Annotated in this window: 19 protein-coding genes and 1 tRNA gene; 15 read left to right on the plus strand and 5 right to left on the minus strand. The window is 69.2% G+C overall.

Annotated features, from left to right (window positions below):
* Positions 1–15: 15 nt before the first annotated feature.
* Positions 16–420, minus strand: coding sequence for a methylglyoxal synthase (locus GGR16_RS10615; RefSeq protein ID WP_183316584.1), 405 nt, complete (start codon positions 418–420; stop codon positions 16–18).
* Positions 421–605: 185 nt separating this feature from the next.
* On the opposite strand from GGR16_RS10615, the gene GGR16_RS10620 reads away from it, so the two are divergent.
* Positions 606–1,613: a CorA family divalent cation transporter gene (locus GGR16_RS10620; protein ID WP_183316585.1), complete on the plus strand. Its 1,008-nt coding sequence runs from the start codon at positions 606–608 to the stop codon at positions 1,611–1,613.
* Between the two features lie 19 nt (positions 1,614–1,632).
* On the opposite strand, the gene GGR16_RS10625 is transcribed toward GGR16_RS10620, so the two are convergent.
* From GGR16_RS10625 to aroA, 3 genes are all read right to left on the minus strand, one after another.
* A complete protein-coding gene (locus GGR16_RS10625; protein WP_183316586.1) occupies positions 1,633–2,454 on the minus strand; it encodes a DUF1194 domain-containing protein in 822 nt (273 codons plus the stop codon).
* Positions 2,455–2,541: 87 nt separating this feature from the next.
* Positions 2,542–3,180: a (d)CMP kinase gene (gene cmk / locus GGR16_RS10630; RefSeq protein WP_183316587.1), complete on the minus strand. Its 639-nt coding sequence runs from the start codon at positions 3,178–3,180 to the stop codon at positions 2,542–2,544.
* 15 nt (positions 3,181–3,195) lie between these two features.
* Entirely contained in the window at positions 3,196–4,533 is a 1,338-nt protein-coding gene (gene aroA, locus GGR16_RS10635) for a 3-phosphoshikimate 1-carboxyvinyltransferase (RefSeq protein WP_183316588.1), read from the minus strand.
* Between the two features lie 168 nt (positions 4,534–4,701).
* Here aroA and GGR16_RS10640 point away from each other — a divergent pair, with 168 nt between their 5' ends.
* From GGR16_RS10640 to GGR16_RS10655, 4 genes are all read left to right on the plus strand, one after another.
* On the plus strand, positions 4,702–5,070 hold the full coding sequence (locus GGR16_RS10640) for a TIGR02300 family protein (protein ID WP_183316589.1): 369 nt from the start codon (positions 4,702–4,704) through the stop codon (positions 5,068–5,070).
* 82 nt (positions 5,071–5,152) lie between these two features.
* Positions 5,153–5,228: transfer RNA gene (locus tag GGR16_RS10645), tRNA-Ala, on the plus strand.
* A 293-nt stretch (positions 5,229–5,521) separates the two neighbouring features.
* Positions 5,522–5,950 carry an Hsp20 family protein gene (locus GGR16_RS10650; protein WP_026015432.1) on the plus strand — a complete coding sequence of 143 codons (429 nt, stop codon included), beginning with the start codon at positions 5,522–5,524 and terminating at the stop codon, positions 5,948–5,950.
* Positions 5,951–5,991: 41 nt separating this feature from the next.
* On the plus strand, positions 5,992–6,261 hold the full coding sequence (locus GGR16_RS10655; protein ID WP_019403883.1) for a BQ00720 family protein: 270 nt from the start codon (positions 5,992–5,994) through the stop codon (positions 6,259–6,261).
* On the opposite strand, the gene GGR16_RS10660 is transcribed toward GGR16_RS10655, so the two are convergent.
* Positions 6,248–7,042, minus strand: coding sequence for an alpha/beta hydrolase (locus GGR16_RS10660; RefSeq protein WP_183316590.1), 795 nt, complete (start codon positions 7,040–7,042; stop codon positions 6,248–6,250). The genes GGR16_RS10655 and GGR16_RS10660 overlap by 14 nt on opposite strands.
* Positions 7,043–7,124: 82 nt before the next feature.
* Here GGR16_RS10660 and GGR16_RS10665 point away from each other — a divergent pair, with 82 nt between their 5' ends.
* The 10 genes from GGR16_RS10665 (at position 7,125) to GGR16_RS10710 (ending at position 16,690) form a co-directional block, all read left to right on the plus strand.
* Complete coding sequence (locus tag GGR16_RS10665) at positions 7,125–8,345, plus strand: glycosyltransferase family 4 protein (protein WP_040405258.1); 1,221 nt, start codon at positions 7,125–7,127, stop codon at positions 8,343–8,345.
* A gap of 198 nt (positions 8,346–8,543) precedes the next feature.
* Positions 8,544–9,065, plus strand: a complete 522-nt coding sequence (gene infC, locus GGR16_RS10670; RefSeq protein ID WP_019403886.1) for a translation initiation factor IF-3 — start codon at positions 8,544–8,546, stop codon at positions 9,063–9,065.
* A 259-nt stretch (positions 9,066–9,324) separates the two neighbouring features.
* Positions 9,325–10,023 (plus strand): extensin-like domain-containing protein, encoded by a 699-nt coding sequence (locus tag GGR16_RS10675; RefSeq protein ID WP_183316591.1) that lies wholly within the window; start codon positions 9,325–9,327, stop codon positions 10,021–10,023.
* A 67-nt stretch (positions 10,024–10,090) separates the two neighbouring features.
* Entirely contained in the window at positions 10,091–11,068 is a 978-nt protein-coding gene (locus GGR16_RS10680) for a L,D-transpeptidase family protein (protein WP_183316592.1), read from the plus strand.
* Between the two features lie 303 nt (positions 11,069–11,371).
* A complete protein-coding gene (gene rpmI / locus GGR16_RS10685) occupies positions 11,372–11,572 on the plus strand; it encodes a 50S ribosomal protein L35 (RefSeq protein ID WP_019403889.1) in 201 nt (66 codons plus the stop codon).
* 32 nt (positions 11,573–11,604) lie between these two features.
* Positions 11,605–11,967, plus strand: a complete 363-nt coding sequence (rplT, locus tag GGR16_RS10690) for a 50S ribosomal protein L20 (RefSeq protein ID WP_183316593.1) — start codon at positions 11,605–11,607, stop codon at positions 11,965–11,967.
* Between the two features lie 186 nt (positions 11,968–12,153).
* Entirely contained in the window at positions 12,154–13,236 is a 1,083-nt protein-coding gene (gene pheS, locus GGR16_RS10695) for a phenylalanine--tRNA ligase subunit alpha (RefSeq protein ID WP_183316594.1), read from the plus strand.
* Between the two features lie 170 nt (positions 13,237–13,406).
* Positions 13,407–13,808 carry an endonuclease domain-containing protein gene (locus tag GGR16_RS10700; protein WP_343059654.1) on the plus strand — a complete coding sequence of 134 codons (402 nt, stop codon included), beginning with the start codon at positions 13,407–13,409 and terminating at the stop codon, positions 13,806–13,808.
* Positions 13,805–16,231, plus strand: coding sequence for a phenylalanine--tRNA ligase subunit beta (gene pheT / locus GGR16_RS10705; protein ID WP_183316596.1), 2,427 nt, complete (start codon positions 13,805–13,807; stop codon positions 16,229–16,231). Before GGR16_RS10700 ends, pheT begins: the two co-directional genes overlap by 4 nt.
* 162 nt (positions 16,232–16,393) lie before the next feature.
* Positions 16,394–16,690, plus strand: coding sequence for a hypothetical protein (locus GGR16_RS10710; protein ID WP_183316597.1), 297 nt, complete (start codon positions 16,394–16,396; stop codon positions 16,688–16,690).
* Positions 16,691–16,692: the final 2 nt, after the last annotated feature.

A 16,692-nucleotide genomic window follows, 5' to 3' on the forward strand; every position in this document is an offset into this window, starting at 1 on the left:
GCAGCCTGTGAGCCGTCAGGCCGGCGCCGTGACGGGCAGGAGCAGGGCGGCGGTGGCGGGGTTGAGGGCCATCGGGATGTCGTAGACGAGGGCGAGGCGCATCAGGGCCTTCACGTCGACATCGTGCGGATGTGGCGACAGGGGATCGACGAAGAAGATCAGCATGTCGATGCGCCCCTCGGCGATCAGGGCGCCGATCTGCTGGTCGCCGCCGAGGGGGCCGCTCTTCAGCCGCGTCACGCTGAGCTCCGGGCAGCGCTCCATGACGCGCGCGCCGGTCGTGCCGGTGGCATAGAGCTTCGTGCCCGCGAGCTCGTTGCGGTGCGCCTCGGCGAAGGCGGCCATCTCCGCCTTCTTCGCGTCGTGGGCGACGAGCGCGATGGTGAGCGGGGCGGCGGGTGTCTCGGTCGTCTCAGTCATGGCGGCTTTCGCTGGAGGCCGGAAAAAGGCCCGCTTTCGCGGCGCTGCAATGGTCTTAGGAAAGCTGCGGCCTTCGCGCAATCGGCCTTTTCCGCCGCCGTGCCCGTCCTTCTTCCCGGCTGTCACGCAAGTGTCACGGGCGCACGCCATGGGTGAAGGCCGTTCCGCTCTTCGGGGTGCATGCCTTGACCGTCGCGCTGCCGCGCCACGTCTTTCCCGCCTTTCCCGGCCTCGTCTGGGGCCACGTCTTCGACGCGGAGGGAAACGCCCGCCCCGTGGATGAGCACGCGGCGGCGGCGATGGCGCTGCCTGCGGAAGGCTTCCTCTGGCTGCACATCGATCTCGTCGACGTGCGTGCCCGCCAGTGGCTCGCCGGCCTGTCCGCCGTGCCCGAACCGCTCAGGCGGCTGATGCTCGACGCCGAGGACCACCAGCGCGTGCTCGCCATCGGTGCCTTCGTCGGCATCGTGGTGAGCGACAACATCCTCGAATTCGACCATCGCAGCGACGATCTCGGCCAGTTGCGCTGCATCGTGGGCGAACGCCTGCTGATCAGCGGCCGCCGCAACAAGCTTTGCGCCGTGGCCGAGGCGCACGAGCGCGTGTCGCACGGCCATCCGTGCCCGGCGGTCGGCGATCTTCTCGCAACCATCGTCGGCCGCGTGCTGGGGCACCTGGAGGATGCCGGCGACCGCCTCGCCGATGCCGTCGACCGCGTCGAGGACCGGGTGCTCGCCGACCACGTCGACGAGGAGATGCGGGCGCTCGGGCCGCTGCGGCGGGAGCTCTCCGCCTGCCACCGCCGGCTGACGGGGCTGCGGGCGCTGTTCCAGCGGCTCTCGCACGAGGGCGGGCGCGGCCTGCCGCTCGGGCTCGTCGCCCTGTGCGGTCCGCTCATCGAGCGCATCGACGCTGCGGCCCACGACGTGGCGGCGGCGCAGGAACGGGCGCGCCTGCTGCAGGACGAGATCTCGGCGCGCCTCGCGGTGGCGGCGAACCGCAATCTCTACGTGCTGTCGCTGATCACGACCTTCTTCCTGCCGCCGGCCTTCGTCGCCGGCATCTTCGGCATGAACACGGCCGACCTGCCGTTCCTCGAGACGCGGGGCGGCACCTGGTGGGCGCTGGCGCTGTGCGTCGCGGCGACGGCAGGGACGCTCATCGGCTTCCGCTGGCTCAGCCGGCGGAGCTGAGGGCTCCCTGCCCGATGCCTCAGTTCCCCATGCGTTCGTTCCAGCGCCATTCGCCGACGAGGCAGGAGGCCTTCTTTTCCGCGGCCGTGCGCTCGACCTGCGGCGTGGGCTCGCCGATGCCGGCGATCTCCATGACGAGCTTCTTGCGGATGGTGTCCGGGAACTGCTCGAGCTCGCGCACGGGCACCACGAAGGCGCCGAGGCCGCCGATGACGCAGTCACGGTAGTAGATGTCGAGATCGGCGATATCCATGTAGCTCGAGCGCTTGTAGAGCAGCGGCAGGCCGTTGATCGTGATGTTGCGGGCGACGGCCTCGTCCCGGGCATCGGTGACCGGCCGACCCTGGTTGTTCGGCCCGTCGCCGGAGATGTCGATGACCTGCCGCATGGCCGTGAAGCCGCTGCCGCCGAACAGGTTGGCGGAGAAATCGATGGCGCCGGAAATCGAGGTGCGGTAGGCGCGCCGGATGGGCGCGGCGGCGATGCGCTCGACGAAGGCATCGGCGCTCTCGGGCCCCTCGATGACCTGCCAGGGAACGATGATGTCCTGGGAGTTCGAACCCGCCCATTCGACATAGGTGGCGGCGATGCGGCCGACGGGGCCGCGCGCGATGGCGTCGAGCACGGGCGTCGAGCGCAGCGCCTCGACATAGCCCTTGCGCTGCAGGCGCTGCTCGTCCTCGTCCATGGAATAAGAGATGTCGACGGCGATGACGAGCGCGACATCGACCTCCTGCGGCCCTGCCTGCGCGAGCGCTCCTGCCGGCAGCATCATGAGGCAGGCGAGTGCTGCCCCGGCGAACGATCCCCACGGCAGCGTCCCAATTGCCGGATGGCCCATCTCGCGTCTCCTCTCTCCCGGTAGGCGAGGGGGACCATCAAGTGTGCCACTCCCGGCGAAACGATGGAACGGCTCGTCTGCGCGGGCTCACGATTTCGTGCGCGAGGCCATCACGGTCGAGACGATGCCGAGCGCCGCCGCAAAAGCGCCGTCGGCATCGAGCCGGGTGGTGTCGAGCTGATGCGCATCGGTGGCCGCGGCGAGCGGGGCGGTGGGGCGCTCGGCGTCGCGCCGGTCGCGGCGGTGGATGTCCTCGAGGATCGCGGCCTCGTCGGCCGGCTCGCCGCGCGCGACGAGCTCGCGCCAGCGGCGGCGGGCCCGCTCCTCGGCGCTCGCCGTGACGAAGAGCTTCACGTCGGCTCCGGGGCAGATCACCGTGCCGATGTCGCGCCCGTCGAGCACCGCCCCGCCGGGCTGGCCGGCGAAGGTGCGCTGCAGGGCAATGAGCGCCTCGCGCACGCTCGGCATGGCGGCGACGATGGAGGCCGCCTCGCCCATCGCGCGGCCGCGAAGAGCGCTCTCGTCGAGGCGCTCGAGGTCGAGCTCCCGGGCCGCCGCCGTCGCCGCCGTGACGTCGTCGAGGGCTTCGCCCGCGGCGAGGAGGCGGTGGGCCACGGCCCGGTAGAGCAGGCCCGTGTCGAGATGCGGCAGGCCGAAGTGAGCGGCGAGCCGGCGCCCGAGCGTGCCCTTGCCGGAGGCGGCGGGGCCGTCGATGGCGATGATCATGGCCATCCCCGCCCGTCAGCCGATGTCGGCGCCGAGGCCGTGCATCAGCGGCACGAAGGTCGGGAAGCTCGTCGCGATCATCGTGCCGTCGTCCACCTGCATCGGCTTTTCGCTGGCGAGGCCCAGCACCAGGAAGGACATGGCGATGCGATGGTCGAGGTGCGTCGCGGCCGTGCCGCCGCCCGCAACGCGCCCGCCGCGCACGATGAGGTCGTCGCCGGCGATCTCGGCATCGACCCCGGCCGCGAGGAGGCCGGCCAGCACGGCCTCGAGCCGGTCCGATTCCTTGACGCGCAGCTCGTGCAGGCCGCGCATCACCGTCTCGCCCTCGGCGAAGGCGGCGGCGACGGCGAGGATGGGATATTCGTCGATCATCGACGGCGCGCGCTCGGCCGGCACGTCGACACCCTTCAGCGTGCCGGCGCGCACGCGCAGGTCCGCCACGTCCTCGCCGCCCTCCTCGCGCCGGTCGAGCACGGCGATGTCTGCGCCCATCTCCATGAGCGTGGTGATGAGGCCCGTGCGCAGCGGGTTCATCATGACGCCTTCGAGGACGATGTCGGAGCCCGGCACGATGAGCGCGGCGACCAGCGGGAAGGCGGCGGAGGAAGGATCGGCCGGCACGACGACGGGCCTGGCGGTCAGCTCCGGCTGGCCGACGAGGGTGATGCGCCGGCCGTGGCTGCCGTGCGGCTCGACGCTCACCTCGGCGCCGAAGTGGCGCAGCATGCGCTCGGTGTGATCGCGCGAGGCCTCGTTCTCGACGACGGTGGTGCGGCCGGGCGCGTTGAGGCCGGCGAGCAGCACGGCCGACTTGATCTGCGCCGAGGCGACCGGCGTCTCGTAGACGATCGGCACGGCCTCGCGCGCGCCCTCGAGCGTGATGGGGCAGCGGCCGCCCTCGGCCTCGGAGACGACGCGCGCGCCCATCTTCACGAGCGGGTCGAGGATGCGGCGCATGGGCCGCTTGCGCAGGGAGGCGTCGCCGTCGAAGGTCGCGGTGATCGGATGGCCGCCGACGACGCCCATCATCAGGCGCGAGCCGGTGCCGGCATTGCCGAAGTCGAGCACGCCGGCCGGGCTCGCGAGCCCGCCGATGCCGACGCCCCGCACGCGCCAGCGCCCTTCGCCGAGACGCTCGACATCCGCGCCGAGCGCGCGGGCGGCATCCGCCGTGCGCAGCACGTCCTCGCCCTCGAGAAGCCCGCTGATGGCCGTCTCGCCGGCGCTCAGGAGGCCGAAGATCAGCGAGCGGTGGGAGATGGACTTGTCGCCGGGGACGCGCAGGCGGCCGGTGAGGCTGGCCCCGCGGCGGGCGGTGAGCGGTTGCGGTGTTGCGGAATGGGAAGACACGGGCGCTCGGTTCCGGTTGAAAGGGCAGGCATCCGCTCCCTAGCGCATTTCGCCGCCGGATGAAATCGCCGGGCCGGCCGGCGAAAAAAACTGCGATTAGGGTTTGACAGGCGGCGGACACATGACTAACGGGAGCGCTCGACTTCAACCCCGGAAGAGAGCATCACCGTGGCGAAACCGGAACTCGGCACGAAGCGCCAATGCCTGAGCTGCGGCGCCAAGTTCTACGACCTCAACAAGGATCCGATCGTCTGCCCGAAGTGCAGCACGGTCTTTGTCGCCCAGACCCTGCGCGGCCGCGCCGAGGTGGCGCGGGCCGAGGAGGGCGAGGAGCCCGAGCTCGAGACGGGTGCGGAAATCGTCTCCCTCGACGAGGTCGCCGCCGGCGAGAAGGCCAAGGAAGGGGCTGTGGATGACGACGTCGATATCGAAGATGATATTGACGACGACGACACTTTCCTGGAAGAAGACGAAACCTCGGACGACGACGTGAGCGATCTCATCGACGGCGACATCGACGACGATGAAGAGGCTTGATACGACGACGCGTTGAGGATATAGACCCGGCCGTCGCCCTCGCGGCGGCCCCGTGCGGAACCCAAGCCGCACCGGTTCGGATGGGGCCATAGCTCAGTTGGGAGAGCGCTTGAATGGCATTCAAGAGGTCGGCGGTTCGATTCCGCCTGGCTCCACCAAACCCTCCAAGCATCGTAGATTTCTGACGTGCCCGGTTGGCGGGAGGATATCGCCTCCTCGCGATGGGCCGCCTCGAAGGCCGGCGCTTCCGGCCTGCATCGGCGCCCGATCCGCAGACCCTTCCTCCGCTTTCCCGTCGGGTCCGGCCGGTGCCGCCTCCCAGCCGCGCGGCCACGGCCGCGACGCGCCAGCGCCGCCCTTGACCGGTTGGCGGGGCAGCGCCATATGCTTGGCAACGAGGATGCCGCCGCAGGCGGGTCCAAGGTTCCGAAGTGCCTGAGAGGGCTTCGCAATGTCGCGTGTACCGTCCCTGTCCTCACCGTTCCTGCTCGGCTTCGACGAGATCGAGCGAGCGCTCGACCGTGTCGCCAAGGCGACGTCGGACGGCTATCCGCCGTACAACATCGAGCGGCTGCCGCGCACGGACAGTGAGCCGGACAGGCTGCGAATCACGCTTGCCGTCGCCGGTTTCACCCGCGACCAGCTCGAGATCACGGTCGAGGAGAACCAGCTGGTCATCCGCGGGCGGCAGAGCGACGACAAGACGCGTCACTTCCTGCATCGCGGCATCGCCGCGCGGCAGTTCCAGCGAACCTTTCTGCTGGCTGATGGAATGGAGGTGCTCAGTGCAGACCTCTCGAACGGCCTTCTGTCCGTCGATCTCGCAAGGCCGGAACCGGAGCGGATCATCCGCAAGATCGACATCCAGGCGCGCGGATGAGCCGCGGCCGACCACCGACACCGCTTCATGAGGAGGGTGCGATGAACGACAACGACGCTTTCGAATTCCATGGCGACGTCCATGACGTCGCGGCGCTGGCCGAGGCCGGCGGCGGCAAGGTCGCCTATGTGCGGCCGATCCGCTCCGAGCAGGTGCGCGAGCTCTTTCCCCAGGCGCCGGACATCCAGCCGGGTCTCGACCTCTTCGCCCTGCTGGCGGCCGACGGCACGCCCATCCTTCTGACCGATTCGAAGGATGCCGCCATCGCCAACGCCTGGGAGAACGACCTCGAGACGGTCAGCGTCCACTGACCTTCTGGGCAGCGAGGCCTTCCACCGCGGCGACGAGCAGGTCGAGATCCTGCGGCCGCGACAGGCGGTGGTCGCCGTCCTTCACCAGCGTGACGACGGCCTCGTCCCCCGGCAGATGCTCGACGAGCTCCATCGCGTGCTGCCACGGCACGTCCGGGTCCTGCATGCCCTGCAGGATGTGGACCGGACAGCCGGTGGCGATGGCGCTGCCGAGCATCAGGTGGTTGCGCCCGTCCTCGATGAGGCGGCGCGTGATGGCATAGGGCTCGGGTGAATATTGCGAGGGCTGCAGGTAGCGGCCCTCGCGCATGATCTCGTCCCGCACCGCCTCCGGCATCTCGTCCCACATCAGCCGCTCGGTGAAATCGACCGCCGGAGCGATCAGCACGAGGCCGCCGGGTGCGGCGGGCGAGTTCTTCGCGCGCAGGACGCGCGTGGCGAGCAGCGCCAGCCAACCGCCCATGGAAGAGCCGACGAGGATCGGCGCTTCGCCGGCCTCGGCCTCGATCACGACGAGGCTGTCGGCGAGCCAGGTGGAGATGCAGCTTCTCTCGAAATCACCCTCCGATTCGCCATGGCCGGCATAGTCGAAGCGCACGAAGGCATGGCCGGTGCGGGCCGCCCAGTCGTCGAGCGCCGAGGCCTTGGTCGCCAGCATGTCGGAGCGGAAGCCGCCGAGCCAGACGACGGCGGGGGCCGCGCCTTCACGCTTGCGCAGCGCGAGGCGGTACTCGTCCCCATTTTCCTGACGTTTCAGAAATTGCGGTTCGGGCGCGCTCATCCTAAACACTCCGGAGGGGCTGTTCTCAAGTTCAGCGTTTCGGAGGCCTCATACACCGGTGGCAGTTTTGACGCGACCCGGCATGCCGGCACCTTTCCCCACTTCGACCGAGCACCCGCTGACGGGTCGCACGGTGCTGCAGATCGTTCCCGAGCTCGAGATCGGGGGGGCGGAGCGCACGGCGGTCGATGTCGCGGCCGGCCTCGCCGCCGTCGGCGCGCGGGCGCTGGTGGCAACCGCCGGCGGCCGGCTCGTCGGCGAGCTGCAGGCCAAGGGCGGTGTGTGGATCCCCTTTCCGGCGGCGAGCAAGAACCCGCTCGCCATGCTGGTCAATGCCCGCAAGCTGATGCGGATCTGCCTCGACGAGGGGGTGGACGTGGTGCATGCGCGCTCGCGCGCCCCGGCCTGGGTGGCGCTGACGGCGGCGCGGGCGCTCGGCCTGCCCTTCGTCACCACCTATCACGGCAGCTATTCCGGCAGCTCCAAGGTGAAGGTCACCTATAATTCGGTGATGGCGCGCGGCGATGTCGTCATCGCCAATTCGCGCTACACGGCCGAGCTCATCTCCGCGATGCATCCCTTCGCCCGCGACCGGATGAGGGTGATCCACCGCGGCACGGATCTCTCCGTCTTCTCGCCCTCGGCCGTCTCGCCGGCCCGGGTCGATGCGCTGCGCCGGCAATGGAAGGTGGAGCCGCACGAGCGCATCGTGCTGCTCGCCGCGCGCCTGACGGGCTGGAAGGGGCACCGCGTGCTCGTCGAGGCGGCGCGCCGTCTCGCCGATGGCGGCCTGCGCGACGTCGTCTTCGTCTTCGCCGGCGACGCGCAGGGACGCGACGGCTATGTGCGGGAGATCGACGGCCTCATCGCCGAGCGCGGGATTCAGGGCATCGTGCGCCGCGTCGGCCATTGCGCCGACATGCCGGCGGCCATGCTGGCCGCCTCCGTCGTCGCCGTGCCCTCGACGGAGCCGGAGGCCTTCGGCCGGGTGGCCGTGGAGGCGCAGGCCATGGGCACGCCCGTGGTGACGAGCGACCTCGGCGCGGTGCCGGAGACGGTGCTGGCGCCGCCGCAGGTCGACGCCGGAGCGCGCACGGGCTGGCACGTGCCGGCGGGCGATGCGCCGGCGCTGGCCGCCGCCCTCGGCGAGGTGCTGTCGCTCGGCGCGACGCAGGCGGAGGCGCTGCGCCTCAGGGCCCGGGCGCATGTGGAGGACATGTTCTCGCTCGAGCGCATGGTCTCCGACACGCTCGACGTCTACGCCGCATTGATCGAGGCGCGCGCCCCGCGGCGGCGTGCTTGATCTGTTGACTTTTCCTGCCTTTGTGCAGAATGTCGGCGTTTCAGCCAGAACGAGCGTACCGGCGCGGCAGCGTCGCGGCTTGGCATCGGCGGATCGGTCCGAAGGGGTCGGGCCACATCGCGCTGTCCGAGGCCGCAGGATGCATCCGCACCGGCACCGAACGAGGAGTTACGAACCATTCGCAGGCCTATGAGAGCAATGGCGATGCCCCAGAAGGAGGGGCCGCGCGCCAACCGGGACATTCGTGGTGTCCGTGAGGTCCAGCTCATCGACGAGACCGGGCAGAACCGCGGCGTCGTGTCGTTCTTCGATGCGCTGAAGATCGCCGAGGAGGCGGGGCTCGATCTCGTCGAGATCGCGCCGAACTCGACGCCGCCGGTCTGCAAGCTGCTCGACTACGGGCGCTACAAGTTTCTCGAGCAGAAGAAGGCCGCCGAGGCGCGCAAGCGCCAGAAGACCGTCGAGGTCAAGGAAATCAAGCTCCGGCCCGGCATCGACACCCATGACTACGAGGTGAAGATGAAGGCCATGCGCCGCTTCTTCGAAGAGGGCGACAAGGTCAAGGTGACGCTGCGCTTCCGCGGCCGCGAGATGGCGCACCAGGACCTCGGCTACAAGCTGCTCCTGCGCGTCAAGGAAGAGATGGCCGAGATCGCCAAGGTGGAGAGCGAGCCGCAGCTCGAAGGCCGCCAGATGATCATGGTGATGGCGCCGCGCTGACGCGCTGGTCGCACGGGACGCATTTCAGGCCGCCGGCGTTGTCCGGCGGCTTTCTTGTGTCCAAGATTGGGTTGACGGTCGGTTGAGGGCCGCTTGTGGTCCGGGGCGGCCTGACGGTGACGTTGAGTCCGTTTCGACCACCGGGCCCGGCAAGGGTACAGCTCCCGAATTCAGGGCGATTTTGGAACGGAGCCGGGCGCATGACGTTCGTCTTCTTGTGAATACCAAGCTACGCTTCCTATGCGCTTCCGCAACGCTGATGGCGGTTGCGACCGGGCCAGCAGCCGCCGCTTCTGCGATGAAGGGCGCGAATTCGCCGTTGCCGCCGCCGCGTCCTGCCGATCTCGTGCCAGCACCGGCACCGGCACCGGCACCGGCACCGGTTCCGCAGCCGCCGGCCGAGGTCGCTCCTCCGGGCGCATCGAGCTGCCGCGATCGCCTCGCGGCCAAGGGGGTCGTCTTCGAGGCGGCGTCTCCGTTGCGGAACGGAGCATGCGGCGCGGCCGAACCCCTTCTCGTATCGCGGCTTCCTGGGGGCGTCGAGCTCAGTCCTGCCGCGACCATGGTCTGCCCCGTTGCCGAGGCTCTGGCGCTCTGGACAGAGGAGGCCGTCACTCCGGCCGCGCAGCATCATATGGAGCGCCCACCGACAAAAATCCTGATCGGCACCTCCTACGAGTGCCGGAACCGGAACCGGCAGGAGGGCGGGCAGCTCAGCGAGCATGCCTTCGCAAACGCGCTTGATGTCATTGGGTTCGCCTTTTCGGGCCGGCCTAACCTGCTGATTGCGCACCAGGCGACCGAGGACACGCCCGAAGCCCTGTTCGGCGCGGCGATCCGGGCACAAGCCTGCGCCTATTTCACCACCGTGCTGGGGCCGGGTGCCGATGAGGCCCATGCCGATCACCTCCACCTCGACCTGCGCGTGCGCCGGGGCGGTCTGAGGCTCTGCCAGTGACGGAACCCGACGAGGCGGGCCGCGCTTTATCCATTGCGCGAAGTCGGCTCACGAAGAGGCGTCCATCATGGACCTGCCGAGGCTCGTCGTTCTGATCGTTCTGGCTCCCTTCACGGCGGCAGCTGCCGAGCCGCTGAGCCTCGATGTGGTGAACAAGGCGGAGTTGCCTTTATCAGCCGCAAAGGTGAAGGGGCCGGATCCCGTTGTGATCAAGGCGCAGATCCTGCTTGACCGAGCGCGCTTCTCGCCGGGAGTGATCGATGGCCGTGCCGGGGAGAATTTCGAGCACGCCCTGGCGGCGTTCGAGAAGCATCATCAGCTCGACGGCGACGGCAAGCTCGACGAGACGAGCTGGGCGAAGCTGAAGGAAGTTTCGGGCGAGCCGGTCCTGAAGGAATACACGATTGCGGAGGAGGATGTGAAAGGCCCCTTCGTCAAGAACATTCCAGCGAAGTTTGAACGGCGGGCGAAGCTGGCGCGGCTTGGCTACACCAGCCCGGCGGAGCTTCTGGCCGAGAAGTTCCACATGAACGAGAACTTGCTCAAGGCTCTCAATCCCGGCCGGAACATCGACGAGGCCGGCACGTCGATCGTCGTCGCCGCCATCGCAACGGAGCCGCCCGAGGGGAAGGTGAAGACGATCGAGGTCCACAAGCGGGAGAAGGCGGTGCGCGCCTTCGACAAGGATGGCGGCCTCATCGCATTCTATCCGGCGAGCATCGGCAGCGAGGAAAGCCCGGCGCCGAGCGGCACCCACAAGGTGCGCGCCGTGGTTCACAACCCCGTCTATCGCTACGATCCGTCCCGCGTGCAGCTCAAGGGCGTCAGCCGGAAACGGAAGCTCAAGATCGCGCCCGGGCCGAACAATCCGGTCGGGTCCGTGTGGATCGGCCTCTCGAAGGACACCTACGGCATCCACGGCACGCCGGATCCTGACAAGATCGGGAAGACGGCTTCGAACGGATGCGTCCGCTTGACCAATTGGGACGCCGAGGCGCTCGCCCGCATGACCGAGAGGGGCGCGGTGGTGACGTTCGTGGACTAGAGACTATGCGGGCGGGCTTGGGCGTCGGACTTCGGCCGGCCCAGCGCTCTCTTTCGCCAGGCGTGGATCTGGCGCCGCGGCCTTCCCGCACATTTCCCACCCCATTGCCTTTCTCGCCCATCTCTGGCATAAGCCCGGCCTCGTTCAGATCGCCCGGCTCGTTACGGGCTGCCGTGGCGGTCTGCAGCGCTTTCGAGCACATGGGCCGTTGATCGGCGCCGTTCGGGGAGCGGGCTCCGCGGGATTTTCCGTGAGGGGCAAGGCTTCGTGAAAGGGCCGGCAGCGGCGGACAAGGGAAGCAAAATGCCCAAGCTTAAGACGAAGTCGAGCGCCAAGAAGCGCTTCAAGATCTCCGGGACCGGCAAGGTCATCGCCGCGCAGGCCGGCAAGCGCCACGGCATGATCAAGCGGACCAACAAGTTCATCCGCAACCAGCGGGGCACCACCGTGCTCTTCGAGGGCGACGCGAAGAACGTCAAGAAGTTCTTCCTGCCCAACGGCTGAACCCAAACGTCCCAGTTCCAGGAGATTAGCTCATGGCCCGCGTCAAGCGCGGCGTGACCGCTCACGCCAAACACAAGAAGGTCCTCAAGGCTGCCAAGGGTTTCTACGGCCGCCGCAAGAATACGATCCGCACCGCCAAGGCGGCTGTCGATCGCGCGATGCAGTACGCCTATCGCGACCGCAAGAACAAGAAGCGCACGTTCCGCGCCCTGTGGATTCAGCGCCTCAACGCCGCGGTGCGCGAGCACGGCCTGACCTACAGCCGATTTATCGACGGCCTCGGCAAGGCCGGGATCGAGATCGACCGCAAGGTTCTGTCGGACATCGCCATCCGCGAGCCGGAGAGCTTCAAGTCGATCTGCGAGAAAGCCAAGGCTGCACTGCCTGCAGTCTGACGCCTGTGGCGCCTGCCGGGGCAGGGTCATCCGATCCCGCCCCGCGGCCGTGCCGCAGCAGCGCATCCGCCCTACCGAGGCCCTGGAAGCGATGAGCGGCGCCCTGCGCCGCTCGCCTCATCGCGGCCTGAGGGCTTGACGGTCCTTCGGCCGTTGCCGACAAGCGGTAACCATCCCGAGGGACCGATGACCGATATTCCCACTCTCGAACGCACGCTCATCGGCGCCGTCGCCGCCGCCGCGGACGAGGCCGCGCTCGAAGCCGTGCGCGTCTCCGCGCTCGGCAAGAAGGGCAGCGTTTCCGAGCTCCTGAAGACGCTCGGCGCCATGACGCCGGACGAGCGGCGCGAAAAGGGCCCGCTCATCAACGGCCTGCGCGACCGCGTCAACGCCGCCATCGCCGAGCGCAAGGCGGCGCTCGAGGAGACGGCGCTCGCCGCCCGCCTCGCCGCCGAGCGCGTCGACGTCACGCTGCCGCTCCAGGAGGGGCCGCAGACGCGCGGGCGCATCCACCCCATCTCGCAGGTCATCGACGAACTGACGGCGATCTTCGCCGACATGGGCTTCTCCATCGCCGAGGGGCCGGATATCGAGACCGACTTCTACAACTTCACGGCGCTCAACTTCCCCGCCGGCCATCCGGCGCGGGACATGCACGACACCTTCTTCCTGCCGCCCGACGACAAGGGCGAGCGCAAGGTGCTGCGTACGCACACGAGCCCGGTGCAGATCCGCACCATGCTCGGCCAGAAGCCGCCGATCCGCGTCATCATCCCGGGCCGCACCTACCGCTGCGACTCGGACCAGACACACACGCCGATGTTCCACCAGGTGGAGGGGCTCGTCATCGACAAGTCCTCCCACATCGGCCACCTGAAGTGGATCCTCGAGGAGTTCTGCAAGGCCTTCTTCGAGGTCGACCAGGTGAAGATGCGCTTCCGCCCGTCCTTCTTCCCCTTCACCGAGCCATCGGCGGAGGTCGACATCCAGTGCGCGCGCAAGGGCGGCGAGATCCGCTTCGGCGAGGGCGAGGACTGGCTGGAGATCCTCGGCTGCGGCATGGTGCACCCCAACGTGCTCCGCAACTGCGGGCTCGACCCGGACGAGTACCAGGGCTTCGCCTGGGGCATGGGCATCGACCGCATCGCGATGCTGAAATACGGCATGCCGGACCTGCGCCCCTTCTTCGAGGCGGACGTGCGCTGGCTGTCGCACTACGGCTTCCGCCCGCTCGACCTGCCGACGCTGGCCGGAGGGCTGTCGTCGTGATCGTGATGGCCGAGGCCGGGGCGGTGCTGCCCTCTCCCCCCTCGTGGGGGAGAGCTGGAGAGGGGGGGCGGTGCCGCCGTCGGAAGATTTCTGCCCGGATGGCGCCCAGCTTCCCCCCCTCCCTAACCCTCCCCCACGTGGGGGGAGGGGATCCGCGGGAGGACATCGGCGTGCGCAACGGGCAACGCGACAGGGCAAGGCGTCTGCGCCGGGAACTCACGCCTGCCGAGCGAAAGCTCTGGCATGCGTTGAAGGCCCATCGCTTCCACGGCCTGCATGTCCGCCGGCAGGCGCCGGTCGGTCGCTATATCGTGGATTTCGTTTGCCATGAGGCCCGTCTCGTCATCGAAGTGGACGGTGCACAGCATGGTTTCGAGGCCCGCAGCGCTGCGGATGCCGCCCGTGACACCTGGCTCGAACAGCAGGGCTACCGTGTCCTGCGTTTCTGGAATGGGCAGGTGCTGAACGAACTCGACAGCGTCCTCGATACCGTCCTGGCTGCCGTCGCTCACCGCTATCCTTCCTCCGTGTCCCGCCTCATCGAGAGCGGTTCTGGTGGAGCTGTCTCATGAAGTTCACCCTCTCCTGGCTCAAGGACCACCTCGACACCGACGCGACCGTCCAGGACGTCGCCGACACGCTCAACCGCATCGGCCTCGAGGTCGAGGCGGTGGAGGACAAGGCGGCGCTCTTCGCGCCCTATGTCATCGCGCATGTCGTTTCGGCCGAGCAGCACCCCAATGCCGACCGGCTCCGCGTCTGCATGGTTGACACCGGCCGCGGCGAGCCGCCGGTGCAGGTCGTCTGCGGCGCGCCGAACGCGCGCACGGGCATGAAGAGCGTCTTCGCCCCGGCCGGCACCTACATTCCCGGCAAGGGCATCACGCTCACGGTCGGCACCATCCGCGGTGTCGAGAGCCGTGGCATGCTGTGCTCGGCCTTCGAGCTCGAATTGTCGGACGACCACGAGGGCATCATCGACCTGCCCGAGGATGCGCCGGTCGGCCAGCCCTTCGCGGCCTATGCGGGGATCGACGATCCCGTGATCGAGATCGCGGTGACGCCGAACCGCGCCGATGCGCTCGGCATCGCCGGCATCGCGCGCGATCTCGCCGCCGCGGGCCTCGGCCGGTTGAAGACGCCGGCGGTCACGGCCGTTCCCGGCAACGGCCCGTGCCCCGTCTCCGTCTCGCTCGCCTTCACGGGCGAAGATGCGCACCTGTGCCCCGCCTTCGCGCTGCGCCTCGTGCGCGGCGTGAAGAACGGGCCGTCGCCCGCGTGGCTGCAGCGGCGCCTCAAGGCCATCGGCCTCAGGCCCATCAACACCCTTGTCGACATCACGAACTACATCACCTTCGACCGTGGGCGGCCGCTGCACGTCTTCGACGCGAAGAAGGTCGCGGGCAATCTCGTCGTGCGTCATGCGCGCGACGGTGAGGAGGTGCTGGCGCTCGACGGGCGCAGCTATGCGCTCGACCCGTCGATGGTCGTCATCGCCGACGACAACGGTGTTGAATCGATCGGCGGCATCATGGGTGGCGAACACTCGGGCTGCGACGAGACGACCACCGACGTGCTGATCGAATCGGCGCTGTGGGACCCGCTCAACATCGCCCAGACGGGGCGCAAGCTCGGCATCGTCTCCGACGCGCGCTACCGCTTCGAGCGCGGGGTCGATCCCGCCTTTTGCGAGCCGGGCCTCGAGCTCGCGACGCAGATGGTGCTCGACCTGTGCGGCGGCGAGGCGAGCGAGGCGACGCTCGCCGGTTCCATCCCCGACACCCGGCGGGCGCTCGCTTTCCCCTATGCCGAGGTCAAGCGCCTCACCGGCCTCGACCTGCCGGCCGGGACCATGCGCGGCACGCTGGAGGCCCTCGGCTTCCTCGTCGCCGGCACGGGCGAGGTGGTCGAGGTGATGCCGCCGTCGTGGCGGGCGGACATCGAGGGCAAGGCCGACCTCGTTGAAGAGGTGATGCGCATCACCGGGCTCGACAACGTGCCGGCCGTGCCCTTCCCCCGGCTCGAGGCGGCGGTGGCCAAGCCCGTGCTGACCTTGCTGCAGAAGCGCACGCGCCTCGCCAAGCGCACGCTCGCCGCACGCGGTCTCGTGGAGGCCGTCACCTGGTCCTTCATCGGCAAGGCGGAGGCGGAGCTGTTCGGCGGCGGCGATCCGCGCCTCGCGCTCGCCAACCCGATCGCGTCCGAGCTCTCCGACATGCGGCCGAGCCTCGTGCCCGGCCTCGCCAAGGCGGCGCAGAAGAACGCCGACCGCGGCCATCCGGATGTCGCGCTGTTCGAGGTCGGCCAGGTCTTCGCCTCGGACGAGCCGGAGGGGCAGACGATCGTCGCCTGCGCCCTGCGCCGCGGCACGGCGCGGGCCGAGGGTGTCGGCCGCCGCTGGGACGGCGAGGCGAAGCCCGTCGACGTCTTCGACGCCAAGGCCGACGCCATGGCGCTGCTCACCGCGCTCGGCATCCCGACAGGCGGGCTGCAGATCGTGCCCGGCGGGCCGAGCTGGTACCACCCGGGGCGCTCGGCGACGCTGCAGTTCGGCCCGCGGGCGGTCCTCGGCGCCTTTGGCGAGTTGCATCCGCGCATCCTCAAGGCGCTCGACGTCAAGGGTCCGCTCGTCGCCTTCGAGCTGACGCTCGATGCGCTGCCGGCGCCCAAGGCGAAGCCCACGAAGATGAAGCCGAAGCTGGCGCTGTCCGACTTCCAGCCGCTGACGCGCGACTTCGCCTTCGTCGTCGACCGCGAGGTCGCAGCGGCGGAGATCGTCAAGTCGGCCGGCGCGGCGGACCGCAACCTCGTCACCGAGGTCACGGTCTTCGACGTCTACGAGGGGCCGCACGTCGGCGAGGGCAAGAAGTCCATCGCCATCGCCGTGACGCTGCAGCCGACCGACAAGACGCTGACCGATGCGGAGATCGAGGCCGTCTCGGCGAAGATCGTCGAGCAGGTGGCGAAGAAGACCGGGGCGGCGCTCAGGGGGTAGGGCGGCATCGTTGGCCCCGCGTCTCTCGCTGTGCCGGATAGGCTCGATCAAGTCTCCGGAGCAGAGCGACCTGTCCCCCTCCCCGCCGCAAGCGGGGGGAGGGAGGTGTGGCGCTCCGGCTGCTGGGGCCTGTATAAAGGGCCGTCGCCGGAGCCAAACGCCTTGCGCTTTCTCGCCGTCCTCGCCCTCGTCTGCCTTCCCTGCGCCGCGCTGGCCCAGGGCAAGCCGCGCATGATCGAGGACTGCGAGCGGATCGACGAGCCGCTCGCCTATAACGCCTGTCTTGCCTCCTTCGGCCCCCGGCAGGGGCAGCGCAATTTCGTGCCGGCGGGAGACGCCGCGGCGGAGGGCGCGGGGCGGGCGGCGCCGGCGCGCGGCATGAAAGGCGCCGTCTCGTCCGGCCGGCGCAAGGACGGCAAGTCCTTCGTCATCTTCGACGTGACGCCCGGCAAGCGCTGAGG

It is taken from the genome of Chelatococcus caeni, assembly GCF_014196925.1.
Taxonomy (GTDB): Bacteria; Pseudomonadota; Alphaproteobacteria; order Rhizobiales; family Beijerinckiaceae; genus Chelatococcus_A; species Chelatococcus_A caeni.